Annotated in this window: 19 protein-coding genes and 1 pseudogene; 18 read left to right on the top strand and 2 right to left on the bottom strand. The window is 29.2% G+C overall.

The annotated features are described in order from the left end of the window. Nucleotides 1-236 precede the first annotated feature (236 nt). The 4 genes and pseudogenes from ACSIGE_RS03835 (at nucleotide 237) to ACSIGE_RS03820 (ending at nucleotide 2,066) form a co-directional block, all read left to right on the top strand. On the top strand, nucleotides 237-626 hold the full coding sequence (locus tag ACSIGE_RS03835) for a hypothetical protein (RefSeq protein WP_440881468.1): 390 nt from the start codon (nucleotides 237-239) through the stop codon (nucleotides 624-626). Between the two features lie 47 nt (nucleotides 627-673). Further along, nucleotides 674-1,198, top strand: a pseudogene (locus ACSIGE_RS03830) (REP-associated tyrosine transposase); the annotation flags it as partial. 86 nt (nucleotides 1,199-1,284) lie between these two features. Continuing rightward, complete coding sequence (locus tag ACSIGE_RS03825) at nucleotides 1,285-1,428, top strand: hypothetical protein (RefSeq protein WP_440881467.1); 144 nt, start codon at nucleotides 1,285-1,287, stop codon at nucleotides 1,426-1,428. An 80-nt stretch (nucleotides 1,429-1,508) separates the two neighbouring features. Further along, nucleotides 1,509-2,066 (top strand): REP-associated tyrosine transposase, encoded by a 558-nt coding sequence (locus ACSIGE_RS03820; protein WP_440881466.1) that lies wholly within the window; start codon nucleotides 1,509-1,511, stop codon nucleotides 2,064-2,066. A gap of 373 nt (nucleotides 2,067-2,439) precedes the next feature. On the opposite strand, the gene ACSIGE_RS03815 is transcribed toward ACSIGE_RS03820, so the two are convergent. Beyond that, nucleotides 2,440-2,937: a nuclear transport factor 2 family protein gene (locus ACSIGE_RS03815; RefSeq protein ID WP_440881465.1), complete on the bottom strand. Its 498-nt coding sequence runs from the start codon at nucleotides 2,935-2,937 to the stop codon at nucleotides 2,440-2,442. 120 nt (nucleotides 2,938-3,057) lie between these two features. Between ACSIGE_RS03815 and ACSIGE_RS03810 the strand changes: the two genes are divergently transcribed. The 10 genes from ACSIGE_RS03810 to ACSIGE_RS03765 all read left to right on the top strand — a co-directional run bounded on the left by ACSIGE_RS03810 (nucleotide 3,058) and on the right by ACSIGE_RS03765 (nucleotide 13,233). Then, nucleotides 3,058-3,384: a winged helix-turn-helix transcriptional regulator gene (locus ACSIGE_RS03810; RefSeq protein WP_440881464.1), complete on the top strand. Its 327-nt coding sequence runs from the start codon at nucleotides 3,058-3,060 to the stop codon at nucleotides 3,382-3,384. A gap of 213 nt (nucleotides 3,385-3,597) precedes the next feature. Next, entirely contained in the window at nucleotides 3,598-4,713 is a 1,116-nt protein-coding gene (locus tag ACSIGE_RS03805; RefSeq protein ID WP_440881463.1) for an aminotransferase class I/II-fold pyridoxal phosphate-dependent enzyme, read from the top strand. A gap of 153 nt (nucleotides 4,714-4,866) precedes the next feature. After that, nucleotides 4,867-5,556, top strand: a complete 690-nt coding sequence (locus ACSIGE_RS03800; protein ID WP_440882179.1) for an NUDIX hydrolase — start codon at nucleotides 4,867-4,869, stop codon at nucleotides 5,554-5,556. 54 nt (nucleotides 5,557-5,610) lie between these two features. Next, nucleotides 5,611-6,456, top strand: coding sequence for a ribose-phosphate diphosphokinase (prs, locus tag ACSIGE_RS03795; protein WP_440881462.1), 846 nt, complete (start codon nucleotides 5,611-5,613; stop codon nucleotides 6,454-6,456). Beyond that, nucleotides 6,440-6,829: a hypothetical protein gene (locus ACSIGE_RS03790; RefSeq protein WP_440881461.1), complete on the top strand. Its 390-nt coding sequence runs from the start codon at nucleotides 6,440-6,442 to the stop codon at nucleotides 6,827-6,829. Before prs ends, ACSIGE_RS03790 begins: the two co-directional genes overlap by 17 nt. A gap of 3 nt (nucleotides 6,830-6,832) precedes the next feature. Then, nucleotides 6,833-8,308, top strand: coding sequence for a nicotinate phosphoribosyltransferase (locus tag ACSIGE_RS03785; protein ID WP_440881460.1), 1,476 nt, complete (start codon nucleotides 6,833-6,835; stop codon nucleotides 8,306-8,308). A gap of 966 nt (nucleotides 8,309-9,274) precedes the next feature. After that, the gene (gloA2, locus tag ACSIGE_RS03780; protein WP_440881459.1) at nucleotides 9,275-9,661 is read left to right on the top strand and encodes an SMU1112c/YaeR family gloxylase I-like metalloprotein; all 387 of its coding nucleotides are present in this window, start codon (nucleotides 9,275-9,277) and stop codon (nucleotides 9,659-9,661) included. Nucleotides 9,662-10,351: 690 nt separating this feature from the next. Then, nucleotides 10,352-11,584, top strand: a complete 1,233-nt coding sequence (locus ACSIGE_RS03775) for a DUF6161 domain-containing protein (RefSeq protein WP_440881458.1) — start codon at nucleotides 10,352-10,354, stop codon at nucleotides 11,582-11,584. 584 nt (nucleotides 11,585-12,168) lie between these two features. Continuing rightward, entirely contained in the window at nucleotides 12,169-12,501 is a 333-nt protein-coding gene (locus ACSIGE_RS03770; RefSeq protein WP_440881457.1) for a hypothetical protein, read from the top strand. Nucleotides 12,502-12,954: 453 nt separating this feature from the next. After that, nucleotides 12,955-13,233, top strand: a complete 279-nt coding sequence (locus ACSIGE_RS03765; RefSeq protein ID WP_440881456.1) for a hypothetical protein — start codon at nucleotides 12,955-12,957, stop codon at nucleotides 13,231-13,233. 1 nt (nucleotide 13,234) lies between these two features. Here the strand turns inward: ACSIGE_RS03765 and ACSIGE_RS03760 are convergent, their stop codons facing one another. Then, nucleotides 13,235-13,501: a hypothetical protein gene (locus tag ACSIGE_RS03760; protein ID WP_440881455.1), complete on the bottom strand. Its 267-nt coding sequence runs from the start codon at nucleotides 13,499-13,501 to the stop codon at nucleotides 13,235-13,237. Nucleotides 13,502-13,859: 358 nt separating this feature from the next. Between ACSIGE_RS03760 and ACSIGE_RS03755 the strand changes: the two genes are divergently transcribed. From ACSIGE_RS03755 to ACSIGE_RS03740, 4 genes are all read left to right on the top strand, one after another. Next, the gene (locus tag ACSIGE_RS03755) at nucleotides 13,860-14,288 is read left to right on the top strand and encodes a hypothetical protein (RefSeq protein ID WP_440881454.1); all 429 of its coding nucleotides are present in this window, start codon (nucleotides 13,860-13,862) and stop codon (nucleotides 14,286-14,288) included. Between the two features lie 269 nt (nucleotides 14,289-14,557). After that, nucleotides 14,558-15,754 (top strand): hypothetical protein, encoded by a 1,197-nt coding sequence (locus ACSIGE_RS03750; RefSeq protein WP_440881453.1) that lies wholly within the window; start codon nucleotides 14,558-14,560, stop codon nucleotides 15,752-15,754. A gap of 86 nt (nucleotides 15,755-15,840) precedes the next feature. Further along, on the top strand, nucleotides 15,841-16,635 hold the full coding sequence (locus ACSIGE_RS03745; protein WP_440881452.1) for a cation transporter: 795 nt from the start codon (nucleotides 15,841-15,843) through the stop codon (nucleotides 16,633-16,635). Between the two features lie 164 nt (nucleotides 16,636-16,799). Further along, entirely contained in the window at nucleotides 16,800-18,497 is a 1,698-nt protein-coding gene (locus ACSIGE_RS03740) for a DUF2254 family protein (RefSeq protein ID WP_440881451.1), read from the top strand. The last annotated feature ends 7 nt before the right edge of the window (nucleotides 18,498-18,504 follow it).

Below are 18,504 nucleotides of genomic sequence, written 5' to 3'. Positions count from 1 at the left end.
TTTGTTAATTTATAAGGTAGCTCAATACATTAACATTTAGCGTTAGCCTAATAGCAAGTTTTTTTAAGAAAAATAATTAAAAACGAAAAGATAAAAGCCATTTGCAATGGTTAACAAAAAGCATCAATAGGTACAATAATGGAACTTTTTTGTATTTTAGTTTTGTTATGAGTAAAGGAACAACAAGTTACAGGAGTTTTAAAAAATAGTTTTTTTGAATATTAAAATACGTGTAAATGGAATCATCGAAAATAGAGAGAATATCAGCAGTATTTTTTGTTATCGCTATGTTTGGGTTTATAGGCTATCATTCTGTAACAAAAAGTAAAGACTTATTAGAGAACGGTGTTGTTACTGAGGGGGAAATTGTTGATGGTTATTATTCTGGAGGTAAATTTTATATTAAGTATATTTTTTTTGTTGGAGAAAAGAGGTTTGAAAGTGAGAGGAGAGTTGCGGTTTTCAAATGTGACGATGGAAGTACATCTTGTATAGGTAAAAAGGTGAAGGTTTTTTACTCCGAGAAAAATCCAAAAAATTCAGATATTAATTTAGGAAAATATAATAAATATAAAAGGGGTAAAAGATTATATGAGTTTTTTGAAGACTCTCCAAGCACTCGATAGTACGGACTTGTCCCCGCGCTAGTGCTCGTTTGTAGCGAGTTCATAACAAAGAAGGTTTATATTTTGTAAGTTTTGCCACGATAAATTGGATAGATGTATTTATAAGACAGGTGTATTTTGATGTTTTAGCAGAAAGCGTAAGTTATTGCAGAAAAGAAAAAGGACTAGAATTATGTAGTTGGGTAATAATGAGTAATCATATTCATTTGGTAGCAAGGGCAAAAGAAGGTTACAAAATGACAGCTATACTAAGAGATATGAAAAAGTTTACAAGTAAAAGAATAGTAAAAGAAATAAAAGAAAGTTCGGAAAGTAGAAGAGACTGGTTGTTGCTAGTTATGAAAAATGCAGCAGCACAAAACAGTAAACAGCAAAACTATCAGTTATGGCGTAATGATAACCATCCTATTATTTTATATTCGAATGCTGTTATTAAACAAAAGGTGTATTATATACATCAAAATCCAGTAGTATCAGGATTGGTTTTTAAAGCTGAAGATTACGTATATAGTAGTGCTGTAGATTATTCAGGAGAAAGAGGTTTACTACCTATAACTTTAGTAAATAATTAGATTATTGTTGTGTTTCTTAAAAGTTGGGTAGATAGTATTAGAGTTCATTTAATAAATCATAAAAATCTAAATATTAAAATAGAATAATGAATATTTTAGAAGTTATTTTTATAGCAATTTCAAAACTTTATATAAAAAGATCAGGTAAAAACGAAGATTGGTTTTACTTACCTCTCCTTATTATTTCTTTTATTATTGGTTTAGATATTTATGTAATTACATCCTGCTAGCGCTCGTTTGTAACGAGTGCCGTCAACGATAATAACAAGAAACTATACTATAAAAGTGTAGTTTTTTGTATTTTAGATTTATGAGTAGAAAGTATAAATTTCATAACAAAGCAGGTTTATATTTTGTAAGTTTTGCTACGATAAATTGGATAGATGTATTTACAAGACAGGTGTATTTTGATGTTTTAACAGAAAGCGTTAGTTATTGCAGAAAAGAAAAAGGACTAGAATTGTATTGTTATTGCTTTATGCCTAGTCACGTTCATTTTATATTCAGAAGTGTTAATGAACAACCTATGGAGTTATTAAGAAGTTTTAAACGACATACATCAAAAAAAGTTATAGAAGCTATTGAGAATAACCCACAAGAAAGTAGAAAAGAATGGTTGTTATGGATGTTTGAGCGAGCAGGAAAGAAACAAGGAAATATTACAAAACATCAATTTTGGCAACATCATAACAAATCAATAGAGTTATGGAGCGAAAAAGTAATCAAACAGAAAATAGATTATATTCATAATAATCCAATAGAAAGCGGTTTTGTAACCAATGCAGTAGATTGGAAATATTCCAGTGCAAGAAATTTTCAAGATGACATTACTATTATAGAAATAGATGAAGTTGGGTTTTTAGAATAGTTCTTTGTCTTTATAAGATAGATTGTATTTTAAGTTTAGCAATAAAGCCCTTCGCACGAGGCTACCGTACTGCCAGTTCCGTTATATAGAAGATCCTTTCGTGTGGTGAATAAGAGCAAGCAAAACAATAAATTAAAAAAAGCTATTTTACATTAGGTTGTAAGGTCGTTTTTAGTAATAAAGTTGGGTAGTTTCAGGTTTTTCTTTTCACAAGTATTTTCATCAAAAATAAACTCGTTACATGATAGTACTACCCATTATTGTCTATGGAAAGCAAGTTACGAGTGATATAAAATTAGCAATATAAAAAAACAAAGAACAACCTAATACTAAGTGTCCTTTGTTTATGTAATAATTGTGAAACGTATAGGGTTTATTTACCCCAGAAATTATCTTCAACAACTTGATCATCAGAGAATAGCCATACTTCGGTAACTTTCCCATCAACAACTTTGAATAAGTCAATACCAGCCATATCAATTTTTCTGTTTTCAATTTCTCCACTAAAACGAACAGGCATAACAACTAAGTCATTATTTTCCATTATATTACCATTGGGTTTTAAGGCAAATGTACCCTTGGAGATATCCATCATTTGAGAAAACATTTCACCAACTCCATTGGGACCATTTTTGGTTCCTGAGAATTTATTGCTTCCTGGTTGGTGCCATTTAATTTCATTACTAAAATATGAAAAAGCTGTTGGTATATCTCCTTTTCCAAGGGCTTCTGCGTATGCTATAACTACTTCTTTTGGTGTCATTTTACTATTTGTTTTTTTAATTTTTAAATTATTTTTGTGTTGAGCTTGTGTAACTGCTAGTCCAGTAAATACGCACAAGACTCCAACAATTAATGATTTTATTTGCATGTAATTTATTTATTATTCTAAAATCTTGTACAAAGATAAGTTTTTACTTACTTTTGTACAAGTACTTACTTTTTTGTGTAGTACTTACTTTTTTGTTTAAAATGTTGATTATAAAGGGAAATGAGTCAAAAAAAAATTATGCAATCAGATGAAAATTGTCCTGTAAGAAAGTCTTTAGGCATACTCAATGGCAAATGGACATTGCTAATATTGTTTCAAATTAACGAGCGAAACATACGGTATGGTGAATTAAAAAGAAGCATACCAGGAATTAGCGAAAAAATGTTAATTCAATCATTAAAATCGTTGGTAGAAAATAAACTTGTATCTAAAAAATCGTATCCTGAAATCCCTCCAAAAGTTGAGTATAGTTTAACAAAAATAGGTTTGAAAACGTTACCAATTATTGACAAGTTGGCTCAATTTGGATTAGAAAATTTAAAATAGCCTACCTAGTAGGTAAAACTACATCGTTTGAGTCTATGAAAATAGGAGAAACAAAATGGTATAGAAAAGACTGTCAATAAAGACAGTCTTTTCATTTGTGGGTTCAACTAGAACTATGTATTACTCGTTCTAGAAACTATTTGGTCGTAAAATAAAATGCATCTTACACTCAAATTAATTTTTTTATTTTGCAACAAGTAAAAGTTTTATATTATGAAGATTAAAGATTTCGGTTTAGAGCGTTATTTTGCCCAACATGAGTTTACAGCTAAGTATTTGCTGTCTAGTTCTGACTGTGATGCCTATGAATTAAACTATCTTCTAGAAAATGCTTCTGAAGAAGATTTAACTATGTGGAATAATTTAAAACTAGGCTATACCGAAAGTCAAGGAAACCCCATATTAAGGGAAGTAATACTTACTCACTATAAAACGAACAATATTAATAATGTAGTGGTAGCAACTCCGGGTGAATTAAGTTTTATGAGTATGAATGTATTGTTGGATGCAAAAGATCATGCCATAACTGTTTATCCTTGTTATCAATCATTGTATGAAGTTGCGAATTCAATTGGATGTGAACTTTCTTTTTGGAAACCTAGCGAGGATGACTGGATATTTGACACCAATGAATTAGAAAAATTAGTTCGTAAAAATACCAAACTTATTATTTTAAACTTTCCACACAATCCTACGGGGAGTTATTTGACAAAAAAGCAATTAGATACTATTATAGCCATCGCTAGAAAGCACGATTTATATATTTTTTCTGACGAAATGTATCATAAATTAATAATTGATGCTACAGAGGAGCTACCACCGATTTGTGATGGTTATGAAAAAGGAATAAGCCTTTGGGGTACCTCTAAAACTTTTGGACTGGCAGGTTTGAGAACGGGTTGGTTGGTCAGTAAAGACCATGAGTTTCTTAAAAAGGTTTTAGCGTTTAAAGATTACTTGAGTATTTGCAGCAGTGCACCAAGTGAAATTTTATCGATAATTGCTTTGAATAACATCAATTTATTTTTAGATCAAAATATCAAAAAAATAAAAAATAATATTTCAATTTTTAAAGAGTTTTCTAAAAAGCAAGGTATAATTTCAAATTTTATACCTCCAAAGGCTGGTTCAACAGCATTTGTTCGTTTAAATATTGCCTGCTCGGCTTTAGAATTTAGTGACCAACTAGTAAAGAAAACTGGGATTATGACACTGCCAGCAGAAACATTTGAGTACCAAGGGAAATATATTAGAATAGGGTTTGGGAGAGCTGGACTTTCTGAAGCATTGGAGGTATTTACTACCTATTTAGAAAAAGATAAATGCTAGTTAAATACTCACAAAAATTTTTGAAGAATATTCGGATACATCAATTACTGTTGTAAAATAGCATATGAATACATATCATACATTACGTAGAAAGTAGTATTGATGGGTATTACTAAGAGGTTAAATATTGTTAAATTTGTGAATAAAACGAATATGCAGTTTACTCAAAATATTAAAGTAGCTGTTGATGCTGTAGTGTACGGTTACTCTAATAATAAGCTACAAATACTACTAATTCAGCAGAAGTTTGGCATTGAAAAGAATAAATGGGCACTTCCTGGAGGGTTTGTTAAAGATAATGAAACGCTAGATCAAGCTGTAATAAGAGAATTAAAAGAAGAAACGGGAGTAGAGGTTAATTATCTTGAACAATTATATAGCTTTGGTGAAATTGATAGAGATAAAAGAGAACGAGTTATTTCAATAGCTTATTTAGCATTGATAAATCCAGAAAATGTTATTTTAAAGGCTGCTACAGATGCGAAAGATGCAAAGTGGTTTGATGTACATACAATACCAGATTTAGCATTTGATCATAATGAAATAGTGAAAACAGGGATGACACGACTTCAGAATAAAATAAATTACCAACCTATTGGTTTCGAGTTGCTAAATAAAGAGTTTCCTTTTTCGGAAATAGAAAATTTATACCAAACTTTGTTAAATAAGAAAATAGATAGAAGAAATTTTAGAAAAAAAATAATGAGTTTCGGAATTTTAGAAGATACTGGAAAAATATATAAACCTTCTAATGGACGTCCAGCTAAAATGTTTAGATTCAATCACGCAAAATATAAAGAGTTTGAGAGTAAAGGATTTCATTTTGAGATTAGATTTGCTTAAAAACATTTTTTAGTTATTACAAAAAAAACTAACTTTGTGTAAAATATACACAATATGGTTTTAAATTTAGATACAGGTTTTAAGCCTTATCCCCATCAGCAAGAAATTGAATTTGACTTTTTTATATTTTCAGGAGGGGAGCCCCATATTAAAATTACATCCAACCTTTCTTCTGTTAAAGAAGTTAATATTAACCATCGCATTCAATCCTTTAATGACTTAGGAGTGTTATTTTTAGCGGTAAATGCTTTAAAAAATATGGGTATTGAGAAAATGAACCTGTTTTTACCGTATTTTCCAGGAGCTAGGCAAGATCGATTGATGGTTGAAGGGGAAGCATTGTCGGTAAAGGTGTATGCAGCATTATTAAATAGTCAAAATTTTAATACAGTAAAAATATACGACCCACATTCGGAAGTAACTCCGGCTTTATTAAATAATTGCAAAGTTATAGACAACCACAAATTTATAGAGCAAATTACAAAGGAGCTTTCAAATGACTTATTACTAATTTCACCAGATGGAGGAGCACTAAAGAAAATATACAAAGTAGCGTCATATTTAAAATCGTATGCGGTTGTTGAATGTTCTAAATCTAGAGATGTTAAAACAGGAAAATTAGACGGTTTTAAAGTGTATTCTGATGATTTAGAAGGGAAAGATTGCTTAATTGTAGATGACATTTGTGATGGTGGTGGTACATTTTTAGGGCTAGCTAAAGAGTTAAAAGCAAAAAACGCAGGAAAATTATATTTAGCTGTAAGTCACGGTATTTTCAGCAAAGGTTTTGATTCTTTAGAAAAATATTTTGACCGTATTTATACCACAGATTCTTTTAAAACGATCAATGGAGAAACAAGGGTCACACAAATAAAATTATCTAATGGACTATTATCTTAATAATACTCACTCTTATAATCGACTTAAAGAAGAATATTTTAAATATAAAAGTTTAACTATTGCTTTTGATTTTGATGATACTGTTTATGATTTTCATAAAAAAGGAAGGGAATATAACCATGTAATTTTACTCTTAAGAGAACTAAAAGCGATTGGTTGTTATTTGATCTGTTGGACAGGCCAACAAAATTTAGCATTTGTTGAAAATTATTTAAACGAATATAAAATCCCTTTTGATACCATTAACGATAATCCTCCTTATTATAAATCAAATAGTAGAAAAATATATGCCAATGCATACCTAGATGATAGAGCTGGTTTAAAACAAGTGTATAATCAATTATCTAAATTAATAAACGAATTAAAACAATAAACGATGAACCCTTTATTATATACCGACGGTTATAAAGTAGATCACAGAAGACAGTATCCTGAAGGTACTACTTTAGTATATTCAAATTGGACACCAAGAAAAAGTAGAATTAGTGGAATTGATAAAGTTGTATTTTTTGGCTTACAATACTTTATTAAAAAATATATTATTCAAGATTTTCAAAACAATTTCTTCAATCAACCAAAAGAGCAAGTTTGTAAAAAATATAGTAGAAGAATAAATAATTATTTAGGCGAAAATGCTGTTGGGGTAAAGCATATAGAAGCTTTACATGATTTAGGATACATACCTATGGTTATAAAAGCTTTACCAGAGGGGGCTTCAGTACCTATAAGAGTGCCTATGTTTACGATGTATAATACGTTACCTGATTTTTTTTGGTTAACCAATTATTTTGAAACATTATTGTCTACAACCGTTTGGATGCCTTGTAATTCCGCAACCGTAGCTAAAGAATATCGAAAAATATTAGATCAATATGCAAAAGAAACATCATCAATGCCTGAATTTGTAGATTGGCAAGGTCATGATTTCTCAATGAGAGGGATGGCTGGTTTAGAGGCAGCTATGATGAGTTCGGCAGGGCACTTATTAAGCTTTACAGGGACAGATACCATTCCATCAATAGATTTTTTTGAAGAGTATTATAATGCGAATTCAGATAAAGAACTTATCGGAGGGTCTGTAGCTGCTACGGAACATTCGGTGATGTGTATGGGAACCAATAGCGGAGAAGAAGAAACATTTAAGCGTTTAATTACAGAAGTGTATCCAAAGGGAGTGGTTTCTGTAGTTTCAGATACTTGGGACTTATGGAAAGTTCTCACAGAATATTTACCAAATTTGAAAGAAGAAGTTTTGGCACGTGATGGTAAATTGGTTATTAGACCCGATAGCGGAGATCCGGTTGATATTATTTGTGGAAATACCCATGGTAAAACTTCAGAAGAAACGAAAGGAGTAGTAGAGCTTCTTTGGGAAACTTTTGGCGGTAGCATTAATAAAAAGGGGTATAAAGAACTTACTTCTCATATTGGAGCGATTTATGGCGATAGTATTACGTTGGATAGAGCGAAACAGATTTGCGAGCGCTTAAAAGAGAAAGGATTTGCTTCGACTAATGTAGTTCTTGGAATAGGTTCTTTTACCTATCAATATAATACAAGAGATACTTTTGGGTTTGCCATGAAAGCTACTTATGGAGAGGTAAATGGCAATGGTCGTGAAATATTTAAAGATCCAATAACTGATGATGGTACAAAAAAATCAGCAAAAGGACTTCTTAAAATAACATTTGAAGATGGAGCGTACAAGTTGCATGATCAGGTAAGCTGGGAGGAAGAAAAAAAGGGTGAATTGAAAGAAGTTTTTAAAAATGGAAAATTATTGAAAGACATAACTTTGAAAGAAATTCGGTCTCAAATTCGTAGAAATACTTTGCAAGAAATTGAAAGTTAGTTATTATTCGCAGAAGATTTAAACGCAATAATTCTTTTTAAAAAACACCTTTTAAGGTGTTTTTTAAATGTTTAAGCATACAATTATACTTAATATTTGAAATTACAGTAAAGAAAAAGAAAGAATTTTATTTAGATAAAGAAAAAAAGTAAGTTACAACTGAAACTGATGCCTTTTATTATGCTGAAATAAATAGAGTAAAGAAATTTTTATTGTGGTAATTTAAAATATAAAATGGGATCAGTAAAAAAAATACGTATTAATAACTAGAAGGATTAGATATAGGGGAAATTTTATTAATACGTACTTGTAATTTCAGGCAATATCAAGATATTAAGTGGAGATTTAGTTATTAAAAAAGGGGTTTTAGTTATAAAAAAAAATTGGATTACTAGTGTCTAAAAAAACTAAAAAACATCGCTAACATAAAGAAAATAGGTAAACACTTCTCTTATAGAATATCAACTTAAAATAAAGGTAGCGATAGTTTCAAAATAGAATATATTTGCACACTAAATTTACGTCATGACTAAACGTTTGTAAATAAGTTAAAAACAATTATAAATTTAATAAAGATAAAATCACTATTAAAAATTTTCTTTGGGAAGAGAGTTCTTGTTTAGGCGATTGAATCTGATACTTAAAAAAACAGTATATATGAGACAGATTAAAGCAACAATAAAAATTCAATCCTACTAATTTTTTTATTTCAGCTTAAAAGAACTCGCGCACCTTTTACGCAATAAATTACATCTAAATAATAGAAGTCATAAGAAAAGTTATTTCTAGTACAGTGCGAAATTTTAATTTATATTTTCTAGTATTATGGAATTGCTTGTTTTAGCTGAAGAGAAAATGATTGAATTAATACAAGTGAAAAGGTTAAAAACTACAAAAAATCTGTGTAAAAACGTATTTAACATAAACGTTTGGTATAATCATTTATAAAATGATTACATTAATCAAATGCAAATAGAAAAAATTCATCATATTGCCATAATCTGTTCTGATTATCAAAAATCAAAACAATTTTATACAGAAATTTTGAGTTTCAATATTGAAAACGAAGTTTATAGGCAAGAAAAACAGTCATACAAACTAGATCTTTCTTTTAATGGACATTATTTGATTGAACTTTTTTCTTTTCCAAATCCACCTCAAAGATTAACAAGACCTGAAGCAACAGGATTAAGGCATATCGCTTTTGGTGTAAAAAATATTGAAAATGAAATTCAATTTTTACAATCAAGAAATGTCATAACTGAACCCATTCGCATAGACGAATATACGAATAAGAAATTCACATTCTTTTTTGATCCTGATAATTTACCAATTGAACTTTACGAATTATGATAGGTGTAAAAAAATAGAAGCCTAAAAAACAATGTTTTTAAACTTTGGTGAGTTATTGATGGTTTAGAGAATTTATTAGTACAATAGATACAAACATAGCGTAATGATTACGAAATAGAGAATAATAGTACTATTCATAAAGACAGCAACTGTTAGATAGGGGAGTAATATTTAAAGGAGCAGCTTTGTATCGATTGAATCAGACTTTGAAATTAAACAACACATACTTTTTGATCGAACTATTATTACTCATTTTAATTATATTGGAAATAGTATTTTAAAATAGAACATAAGTTTGAAGTAGATATATTATAAACGATTAAAAGGAAACTAACTTACTTTGGTTAAGTTATATGTATTTCTTGAGAATATAAACTGATTTGTTTTTTTAACAAGTTTATTGATTAAAATCAACATCCTTACGCAAGTAATGCTAAAACTGAAGATGTAATATGACTTTATATTCTAGAGATCTCTTCAAACGGTATCATAAGTGTATTTAAATATCATTTACTGTAATTTTTCGAAATGTTTTTTAGCATTAATTTATCTAAATTTTTTAAAAAAGACAGGTGCTGTTTTCCGTCATTTTAATTGTGGTAAACTTCATTTTAGACATGAAAAATAATTGGATATTGGGAAGTGTGATTATATGTGTTTATAGTGTTTTTTTAAAAAAATAATTGAGAAATGATAACAAAAGAGTTAGAAATTAATATTAATGAAACAAAACTACCAAAATGGTTTAGTTTAGTTAAAGTAAATATAAATGTCCCTCATTTTAATATTGAGCTTAAAGGACTAAATGCAATTCATTTATTTTTAAGTCAGCAAATTAGTGGCTGGGAAAAATATGAATCACTTCCTAAGAAATTATTAGATCTCAAAAATGAATTTAAATCTCTTAAGTCTGGAACAGAACATTTTTTTAAAGAGTGCCAGTACGAAAGTAACGAAAAAAGTCTTAGTAGTTATTGGACTAGTTCAATAGCTCATAAATTTAAAGGTAAAAGCTTTTTTTGTTATGATAGCCCACAAGTGAAGTTTTTATTGAAAATCAATAAAGAAAGACCCGACTTTTTTGAAGGAGCTTATCAATTTATGATAGGTTCAGATTCGATTAATATCAATAATAAAAGTAGCCTCATAGGCGCATTTTTAGCGTATGATTTTGAAGTAAAAGATTTTTTAAAATCACCTAATAAAGAGGCTAAAGAAATGGGATTCGAAAATAAGCTGATAAAGAAGCTAGAAAAATATATAGATAAAAATGAAATAGAAATAATAGAAGATATTACTAAATTCGAAAATCTTGTAAATAAAACTGAAAAACCAAAAGAGCCTGAGGAATCATCATTTGATGAATGGTTTGAAGGATTAAAAAAAGATTTTTCTGATTTTGATTCAAATTCAAAAGCAAAAATTAGTTTATTAGAAAAAACATACGAAGAATTATTAAAACTCAAGAAACCAGCTGAATATTGGAAATCTAGAGCTAGAACATTAAAAAATGAAGGATGGAGGGCAATCGATTGGCTAGTGGCTGTGGTTGTATTTACTTGCATTAATCTTTATGGCTTACTTTGGTTAACATCAGAAGGAATGCTGTTGAGTTTTGTTAAAGGTAATGCCCAAGCAATCAAATGGTCTATTATATTCGTTATTTTTATTTCTTTTGCTGCATATGGAGTTGGAGTGTTAAGTAAAGTAGCATTTAGTTCATTTCATTTGGCACGTGATGCGGAGGAGAAAGAACAATTGACATATGTTTATTTAGCTCTAATAAAAGATAAATTAGTAGATGAAAAGGATAAAAATTTTATCATACAATCGTTATTTAGCAGAGCTGATACTGGATTATTGAGAAATAACTCTAAATCAGAAATAGCTAATTATTTTTTAGGAAAAAAGCCAAAGAGGTAAAAAAATAGCTATTAATATGTGAAAATAAAAGTTATATGTATTTAAAAAATATTTAGTAAAGAGTTGATTTGTAAAGTTAAACCCGAAAAGTTAGGTAGAAAAAAAGTATTAGAAAGCGTATTTTAGTTAATATTATTAATTATCAAAAGTTTTTAGTACCATAATTCTAATATTGAAAGATAAATATTTTCTGAAATTCAAAAAGCTGTATTGTTTAAATGTTTCGAAATTAACGTAAAGTTTAAATTACGTTTAATTTAGTATTAAAAAAGTATTGAAGAAAAGGAGATATAGAACTTTTTTATACGACAGATCGTAAAAATCTAGAAATCATTTATAAATTAGTAATGATCATTGTTTTGCAAATAACTAGACAGTTAGAATTATAATCAGATGGTTCAACGGTTAATTATTTAGGATAAAAAGAACGAGAATGGGTTGAGAAAAGGATTTATAGGCTTGTAAAAGAGTTCTATTTACAGTTCAATGAGAATTTTATAAAAGATAATCCTTGGATCGATAAAAAAGTTAGAGAGTATGGAAAATTCAAATGAACAGATGAAGAGAAAGAAATAGTAAGAAAATTGAAAGATGATGATATAGAAGAATATAAGTCCTTTTTGACAAAAGAAAAAGGATCGAAGAGAGTGAGTAAGTTACCATCGTTAAGTCAAAAAACAAAAGACGCTGTCAATACTTTTATTAAAACACTTCCAGAAAACCATTTTCTAATAAGATTAGGGAAAGTATTAGTACTAAGAGAAAAGCTTCAAGAAGGAGCTATTACAGCTCAGTACGTGTATGGAGGAATGAAAACAAAAGAAGAACTGGTAATCCCGAAATATATTAAATTAGTAGGCAAAGAAAATGCTAAATTACTTAGGTTTTGGATCAATCATGAAGCTGGTGGTTGGTAAAAAGATCAATCAGAGGAAATGGGATTGCGTACTAAGCAAAGGCTCATTACAGCAGATATCGACATATTCATTGGTAGTGATAAAGAAAATCAAGTTCAGCGAGACAATGATAACAATTGAAAATCTTTAGTAGCCTACTTCCTTGAGAAGAATAAAATAAAATAGCTGTTTTTATCTAAAAAGAGAGAATGGGTAAGTCTGTAGCTTTTTATAAGCATTATATTCAAACTCCTTTTTTTTAAGGTTTAAAAAAACTGATGAACCTTTTTTATTCCTATTTTAAAAATATCAATATTGGTTTATATCGACTTATTCTATAGTATTTCTTCTGGCGGGTAATGCTCACAAGGATATCAATGGAGATGGTTATCGGGATGTTACTTCAAGTAAAAAAGTAATGAAAAAAATACTAGCTATTATGCCGAAAGAATTTGAACTAGAAATACAAAGAATATGAGATTTTGGAAATTAACCGTAATAAAGGTTTTAGTCGGTTTTATTGGTGGTTTTATCGTGTGTTTTCTTTTGGTAAAGTCAACGATTCACAAGGCGATTGATAAAGAAACGACAAAAAATGAAATAGCAATACGTAAAATAAAAAAGCCACAAGATTTGAGCGTTGTTCTTTCTCCGGAGTGCATACCAAAGCCAATAAATGAAAATGATTGCGTCGATATATCTTCATTATCTGATAGCAGGAAAAAAAGAGTATACCGTTGGTTGGAAAATTAATTTAAAGATGATGCCTTGATAAACGTACCATTTCTTCAATGAGTTTATCGGGGCTTATATTCCCTGTTAAATCTGTTATTTTCATTCCTATTAAAAAAATTTCGTGCTGATTTACATTTTCTTTGTATTTAGCTCTTAAAGCTCTTTCGTGATATTCTAGTGCTACGATTTTCAATAACCTTTTCAACTCTTTAGGTGAGAGTTTAGGTACACCTTTCTCACTGATTATTCCGTTTATTCTCTCGATATATTTATAAGGACTTCCCATACTACAAATTTAGCTTGTAATTATTGCAAACCTTGCTACAGATTTTAGCAATATTTAAAAAGCTTTATTTTATATGATTGAATCACAGTTTTTATAGGGGGTAATGTGTCTAAAAAGAAAAAGGTCTCGGAGGGAATTATGGTAGGTGAAATAAACGTTTATAGTCGTTTGTAAACGGTTGTAAACGTTTGTATTCGGATAATAAGTGTCTTTAAACTATTTAATCTATTGATTTTTAAGTGTTTTTGATTGGTCTGAATTAATGTTATATTTGCAGCGGAAATATACACAATTGTGTATATACGCTAGTTGTGCATAATGTAGATCAACATTCTCGAAAATTTAAAAAACGACTTAATTGAAAAAAGGAATTTCCATAATTGAATATTTAAAAAATGATAAAATTCAACGTTTGATTTACGGCGGAATTTTACTCTTATGGATATTTGTCGGACTGAATTTTGTAAAATATAAATATGACTCTAGCCCATTCTATTTCGATATTTTTTACGCAATAATTATTCCTACTGCTATTCTAACTTTACCAATTATTATAAATAGAAAAATATTTTGGCTGTTAGCTTTCGGATTGTCAATTTTTCACGGAATTTGGACAACATATAAAATTGTATTCAATTATTTCTGGTATTTCCATAGAGATTATATTACTAATCCAAAATGTATCTTAAAAGATATCGGAATTTCAGTTTTGCTTATTGTAGTTTCTTTTTTAGTATCTTGGATTATTTGGAAAATGAAACCTAAAAAAACTGAAGAGATTGAATAAAACACTATGCACAACAATGTATAACCGCAATTACGGCGGATTCGACTATGTCCGAATCCACTCGGAATTGCGAGCGTCAGTAATTAATCGAAAAATAGTAATTTAAAACCCGTAACTGACGGTTATACGAGACCGTTATAAGCCATAAAAGAAAACAACTTAAAAACAATTATAAATTTAAATTATTATGAAATCGCTATGAGAAATTTTTCTTCGGAAATAGAATGCTTATCCAAGCGATTCAATCTGACAATTAAAAAACAATAAAAATGAAACAGATTAAAACAACAATTAAAATTGCAGTAGTTTTATTATCATGGCAAGTAAACGCCCAATTTGATTCAAGAGGAAACTTGAATATTTTCTCTGATTTGACTAATCAACCATTTGTAACACTAGGAATAAATCAAACAGACCGTTGGAGTATTGGGATGTATGAAGCTAGTAACCCTTCTTATACCAGATCTTTATTTATTTACGAGGATCACACAGGTGTATCAGGGTCAAAAGGTGTAAGGTTTTTAATAAAACCTAATGGTAATGTGGGAATTGGAACAACAAATCCTAGTTCTCAATTAGAAATAAAATCTAAACAAACCAAGTTCTTAAAGTTTCATAGAGAAGGATTGTCTAAAAAGGGGCATATTGGTTATGGAACAGCGAATCAAGGAGGTGTTTATATTGGAACAGATGACAATACTTATAGTCTTTGGGTTCAACAAAATGGAAATGTAGGAATTGGAACAACAAGTCCTAAAGCTAAGCAACATTTATTTACTGGTAATTCAAACGGTATTAAAGACCTTTATGTCACTTCGATAATTGAAGGTATGGATGCGAGACTTCAATTAATGTCAAGTAACGCAGGTAGCAATGGTTCTTCTATTTCTCTAACAAATGAAAGTTCTTCTTGGACTTTACATCAAAAAACTGCGTCATTGGGTAATAGATTCGATATTGGCTACAGAGTTTCGACAGAGTCGGAGGATATTGCTGCAAGACAAAACATTTATTTTTCAATTTTGAAGGATGGTAATGTTGGGATAGGCACAGTTACAACTGGAAATCACAAATTAGCAGTTGAAGGCTCAATAGGAGCAAGAGAAATTAAGGTAGAAGCATTTCCAGACTGGTCTGATTTTGTTTTTTATGATGATTACCAATTACCAACCTTAACTGAAGTTGAAAACCATATCAAAGAAAAAGGACATTTAAAGGATATTCCAAGTGCTGAAGAAGTAGAAAAGAACGGATTTTATCTTGGAGAAATGGATGCTAAATTATTGCAAAAAATTGAAGAACTGACATTATACACTATTGCACAAGAAAAAGAAATTAAAGAATTGAAAAAGGAAAAGGCTAAAAATAGAAAACAAGAAGAAGAAATTGAAGAACTGAAAAAACAAAATTCTGAAATAAAAGAATTAAAAGCTTTAGTTCAGAAATTAATAAGAGATAAAAACTAAGCGTAACGGCTTATAACAGCGTATAAACCCCATTAAAACGGGGTTTATACAAACCGTTGTAGCCAATGCGAAAAAAGAAACTGTGAATGAACAAAACGATATTTGAGATTACAAAAATGGACTGTCCTTCGGAAGAAAATTTAATCCGAATGAAACTGGACGGAATTTCAAGTATTGCGAATTTGGACTTTGACATTCCAAACCGAAAATTGACCATTTTTCACAGCGGACAAATTGACCAAATCGAAAAGTCACTTATCGAACTGAATTTGGGCGGAAAGAGAATCTCGACCGAACTAACTGACCAGACCAATTTTAAAGAAAATACAAACCAAAGAAAACTACTTTGGACTGTACTCGGTATAAATTTTGTTTTTTTTCTAATCGAAATGACAACAGGAATAATCTCAAAATCAATGGGACTTGTTGCGGACAGTTTGGATATGCTTGCCGACAGTTTTGTTTATGGAATTAGTTTGTTTGCTGTTGGCGGAACTTTGACAAGAAAAAAACGAATTGCAAAACTCGCTGGATATTTTCAAATAACTCTTGCAGTAATTGGATTTATTGAAGTTTTGAGAAGATTTTTCGGAGCAGAAAAATTGCCCGAATTCTCGACAATGATAATCGTTTCTATTTTTGCACTTATTGCTAACGGAATTTGTTTGTATTTGCTACAAAAATCAAAGAGCAAAGAAGAAGCTCATATGAAAGCAAGTATGATTTTCACTTCAAATGACGTGATAATAAATTTGGGAGTGATAACAGCAGGAGTTTTAGTCAATTGGTTAAACTCGAACAAACCTGACTTGATAATCGGAACAATCGTTTTTGCTTTGGTAATTCAAGGAGCGATAAGAATATTAAAACTTGGAAAATGAAAAAAGCACTGGCTACAACAATGGCTATAAACAATTGGAGCGAAAGTGATAAAACGAAACTATAAACAAAAAATAAAGGTCGGTGTTAAACTGAAAAGTTAGGGCGTAAAATCCCCAACTGTTCATAGCCGAGACCGTTATATGCAAGCTGAACAAATGAGAATATGAAGAACTTTTTCAAAATAATTTCCAACTTATATAGTGGAAAGTTAATATTAGTTTTTTTAGCAATATTTTTAATCATCAGAATCCCATTAATACAAGTAATTCCTGATTTTTTAAAACTTGGAGAAATTGAGTCTCCTCAATCTTATATCTTAAGATTACTTTCTATAGTCATTGGGTTTTCAAGTTTTATATTAACAATTCTACTTTTAGCTTACAATACATTTTCAAAAAAAATAAAAAGAAACTCTTTTGATTTTGTATTAAATAATCCTTGGATTAAAATAACTTTTTCCCTTTTTAGTAGTTCTTTGGTTTTTATCTTTTTAGTGTTGCTAACTTTAAAAATTTCTGATAAGAATACAATAATTACTCTAGTGTATCTTTCTAGTTTTTTAGCTTTCAGTAACTTATTGATTCAATTTCCTCTATTAATATTAAGTATTAAACATTCTAACTCTTATGAGATTATAAAAAAATTAATAGATAACATTGATAAAGAGGATTTAAAAAATCTACATAATCCTCAAAGTATTAATGAGAAAAATATAATTGATATTTTAGAAAAGAATAAATTAACTCAACTTAAAGACATTGGTATAACTGCGATTAAAGAAAATGATTGGGGTTTACCACAAACTATAATAAACAGATTATATGACAAACTAGTTCTACCGTTAGACAAAGATTCGGAAAAAGAAGATTTAATAATTAATTTATCAGCCTTTAATTTTTTAGCGAGACACTTTAAAAAAGTAGCGATTGAGGAATCTGATGAAATTACAACAGGTGTACTTTTAAATAATCTTTTAAGAACTCATATACATCTAGCTAAGAAAGAGATTAGAGATATTCGAAATAATCCAATTGATGGAACAATTCAAGATTTAATTAGATTACTAATTGAAAACAACTCATACTACAATCTTCAGCCTTATCTCTTAAATAAATTAACTCATGTTATAAAAGCACATATAGATTCAGTAAACTATTCAGATGAGATTCTTTCAACTTCTGACTATCTTTTTAAACAAAAAGATTTTGATTCTAGAGACAAGATAATTTTAAATTATTGGTTTTACTTGAAGAACGAATTGCCTGATTTATTTTTTAAATCATTAGAACATTCAATTGAGAAGAATAATAAAAATGTATATGATTATTTCTTTTTGGAAACACAGACACTATTGAGTGAAATTTCAAATTCAAAACATTTAACTGAATCACAAGAAAATGACATATTTCAAGAATATTCTTATAAAACTAGAAGAATTATAGATTTTGCTATTGAGAATAATATTTATCGAAATATAGAATTCTACTCACATATTCAATTAGAAGATTGGATTATTAACAATAAAAAATATGCTTTTTCCTCTCTGTATGATATCTCATTCTTTTTAAAAAAATTGAATAACTCGAAAAACTTAAATGGAGTGCAAATTGATGAATTTTTTATGATTGCAAGAAGTTTATCGACTAAAAAAATTGATAAAAAAGTCAAACAAGATGTTATAAAATTCATTATTGAATATGGATTTGAGATTTTTGAGGATACAAAGTCCGAGGAATATGTTAAAAATGAAATTATAAGACAACTTAAATGGTTAAATGGTTATCTCGAAAGAGAAAAAGATTTAACTGATTTGAAAAAGGAATTCTATAAAAAAATTGACAATTTAAAAGCCAGCATATAACAATGTG

Origin of the sequence: Tenacibaculum profundi (assembly GCF_052050075.1) — a bacterium.
Taxonomy (GTDB): Bacteria; Bacteroidota; Bacteroidia; order Flavobacteriales; family Flavobacteriaceae; genus Polaribacter.
This window is presented reverse-complemented; position numbering and strand designations above follow the sequence as displayed.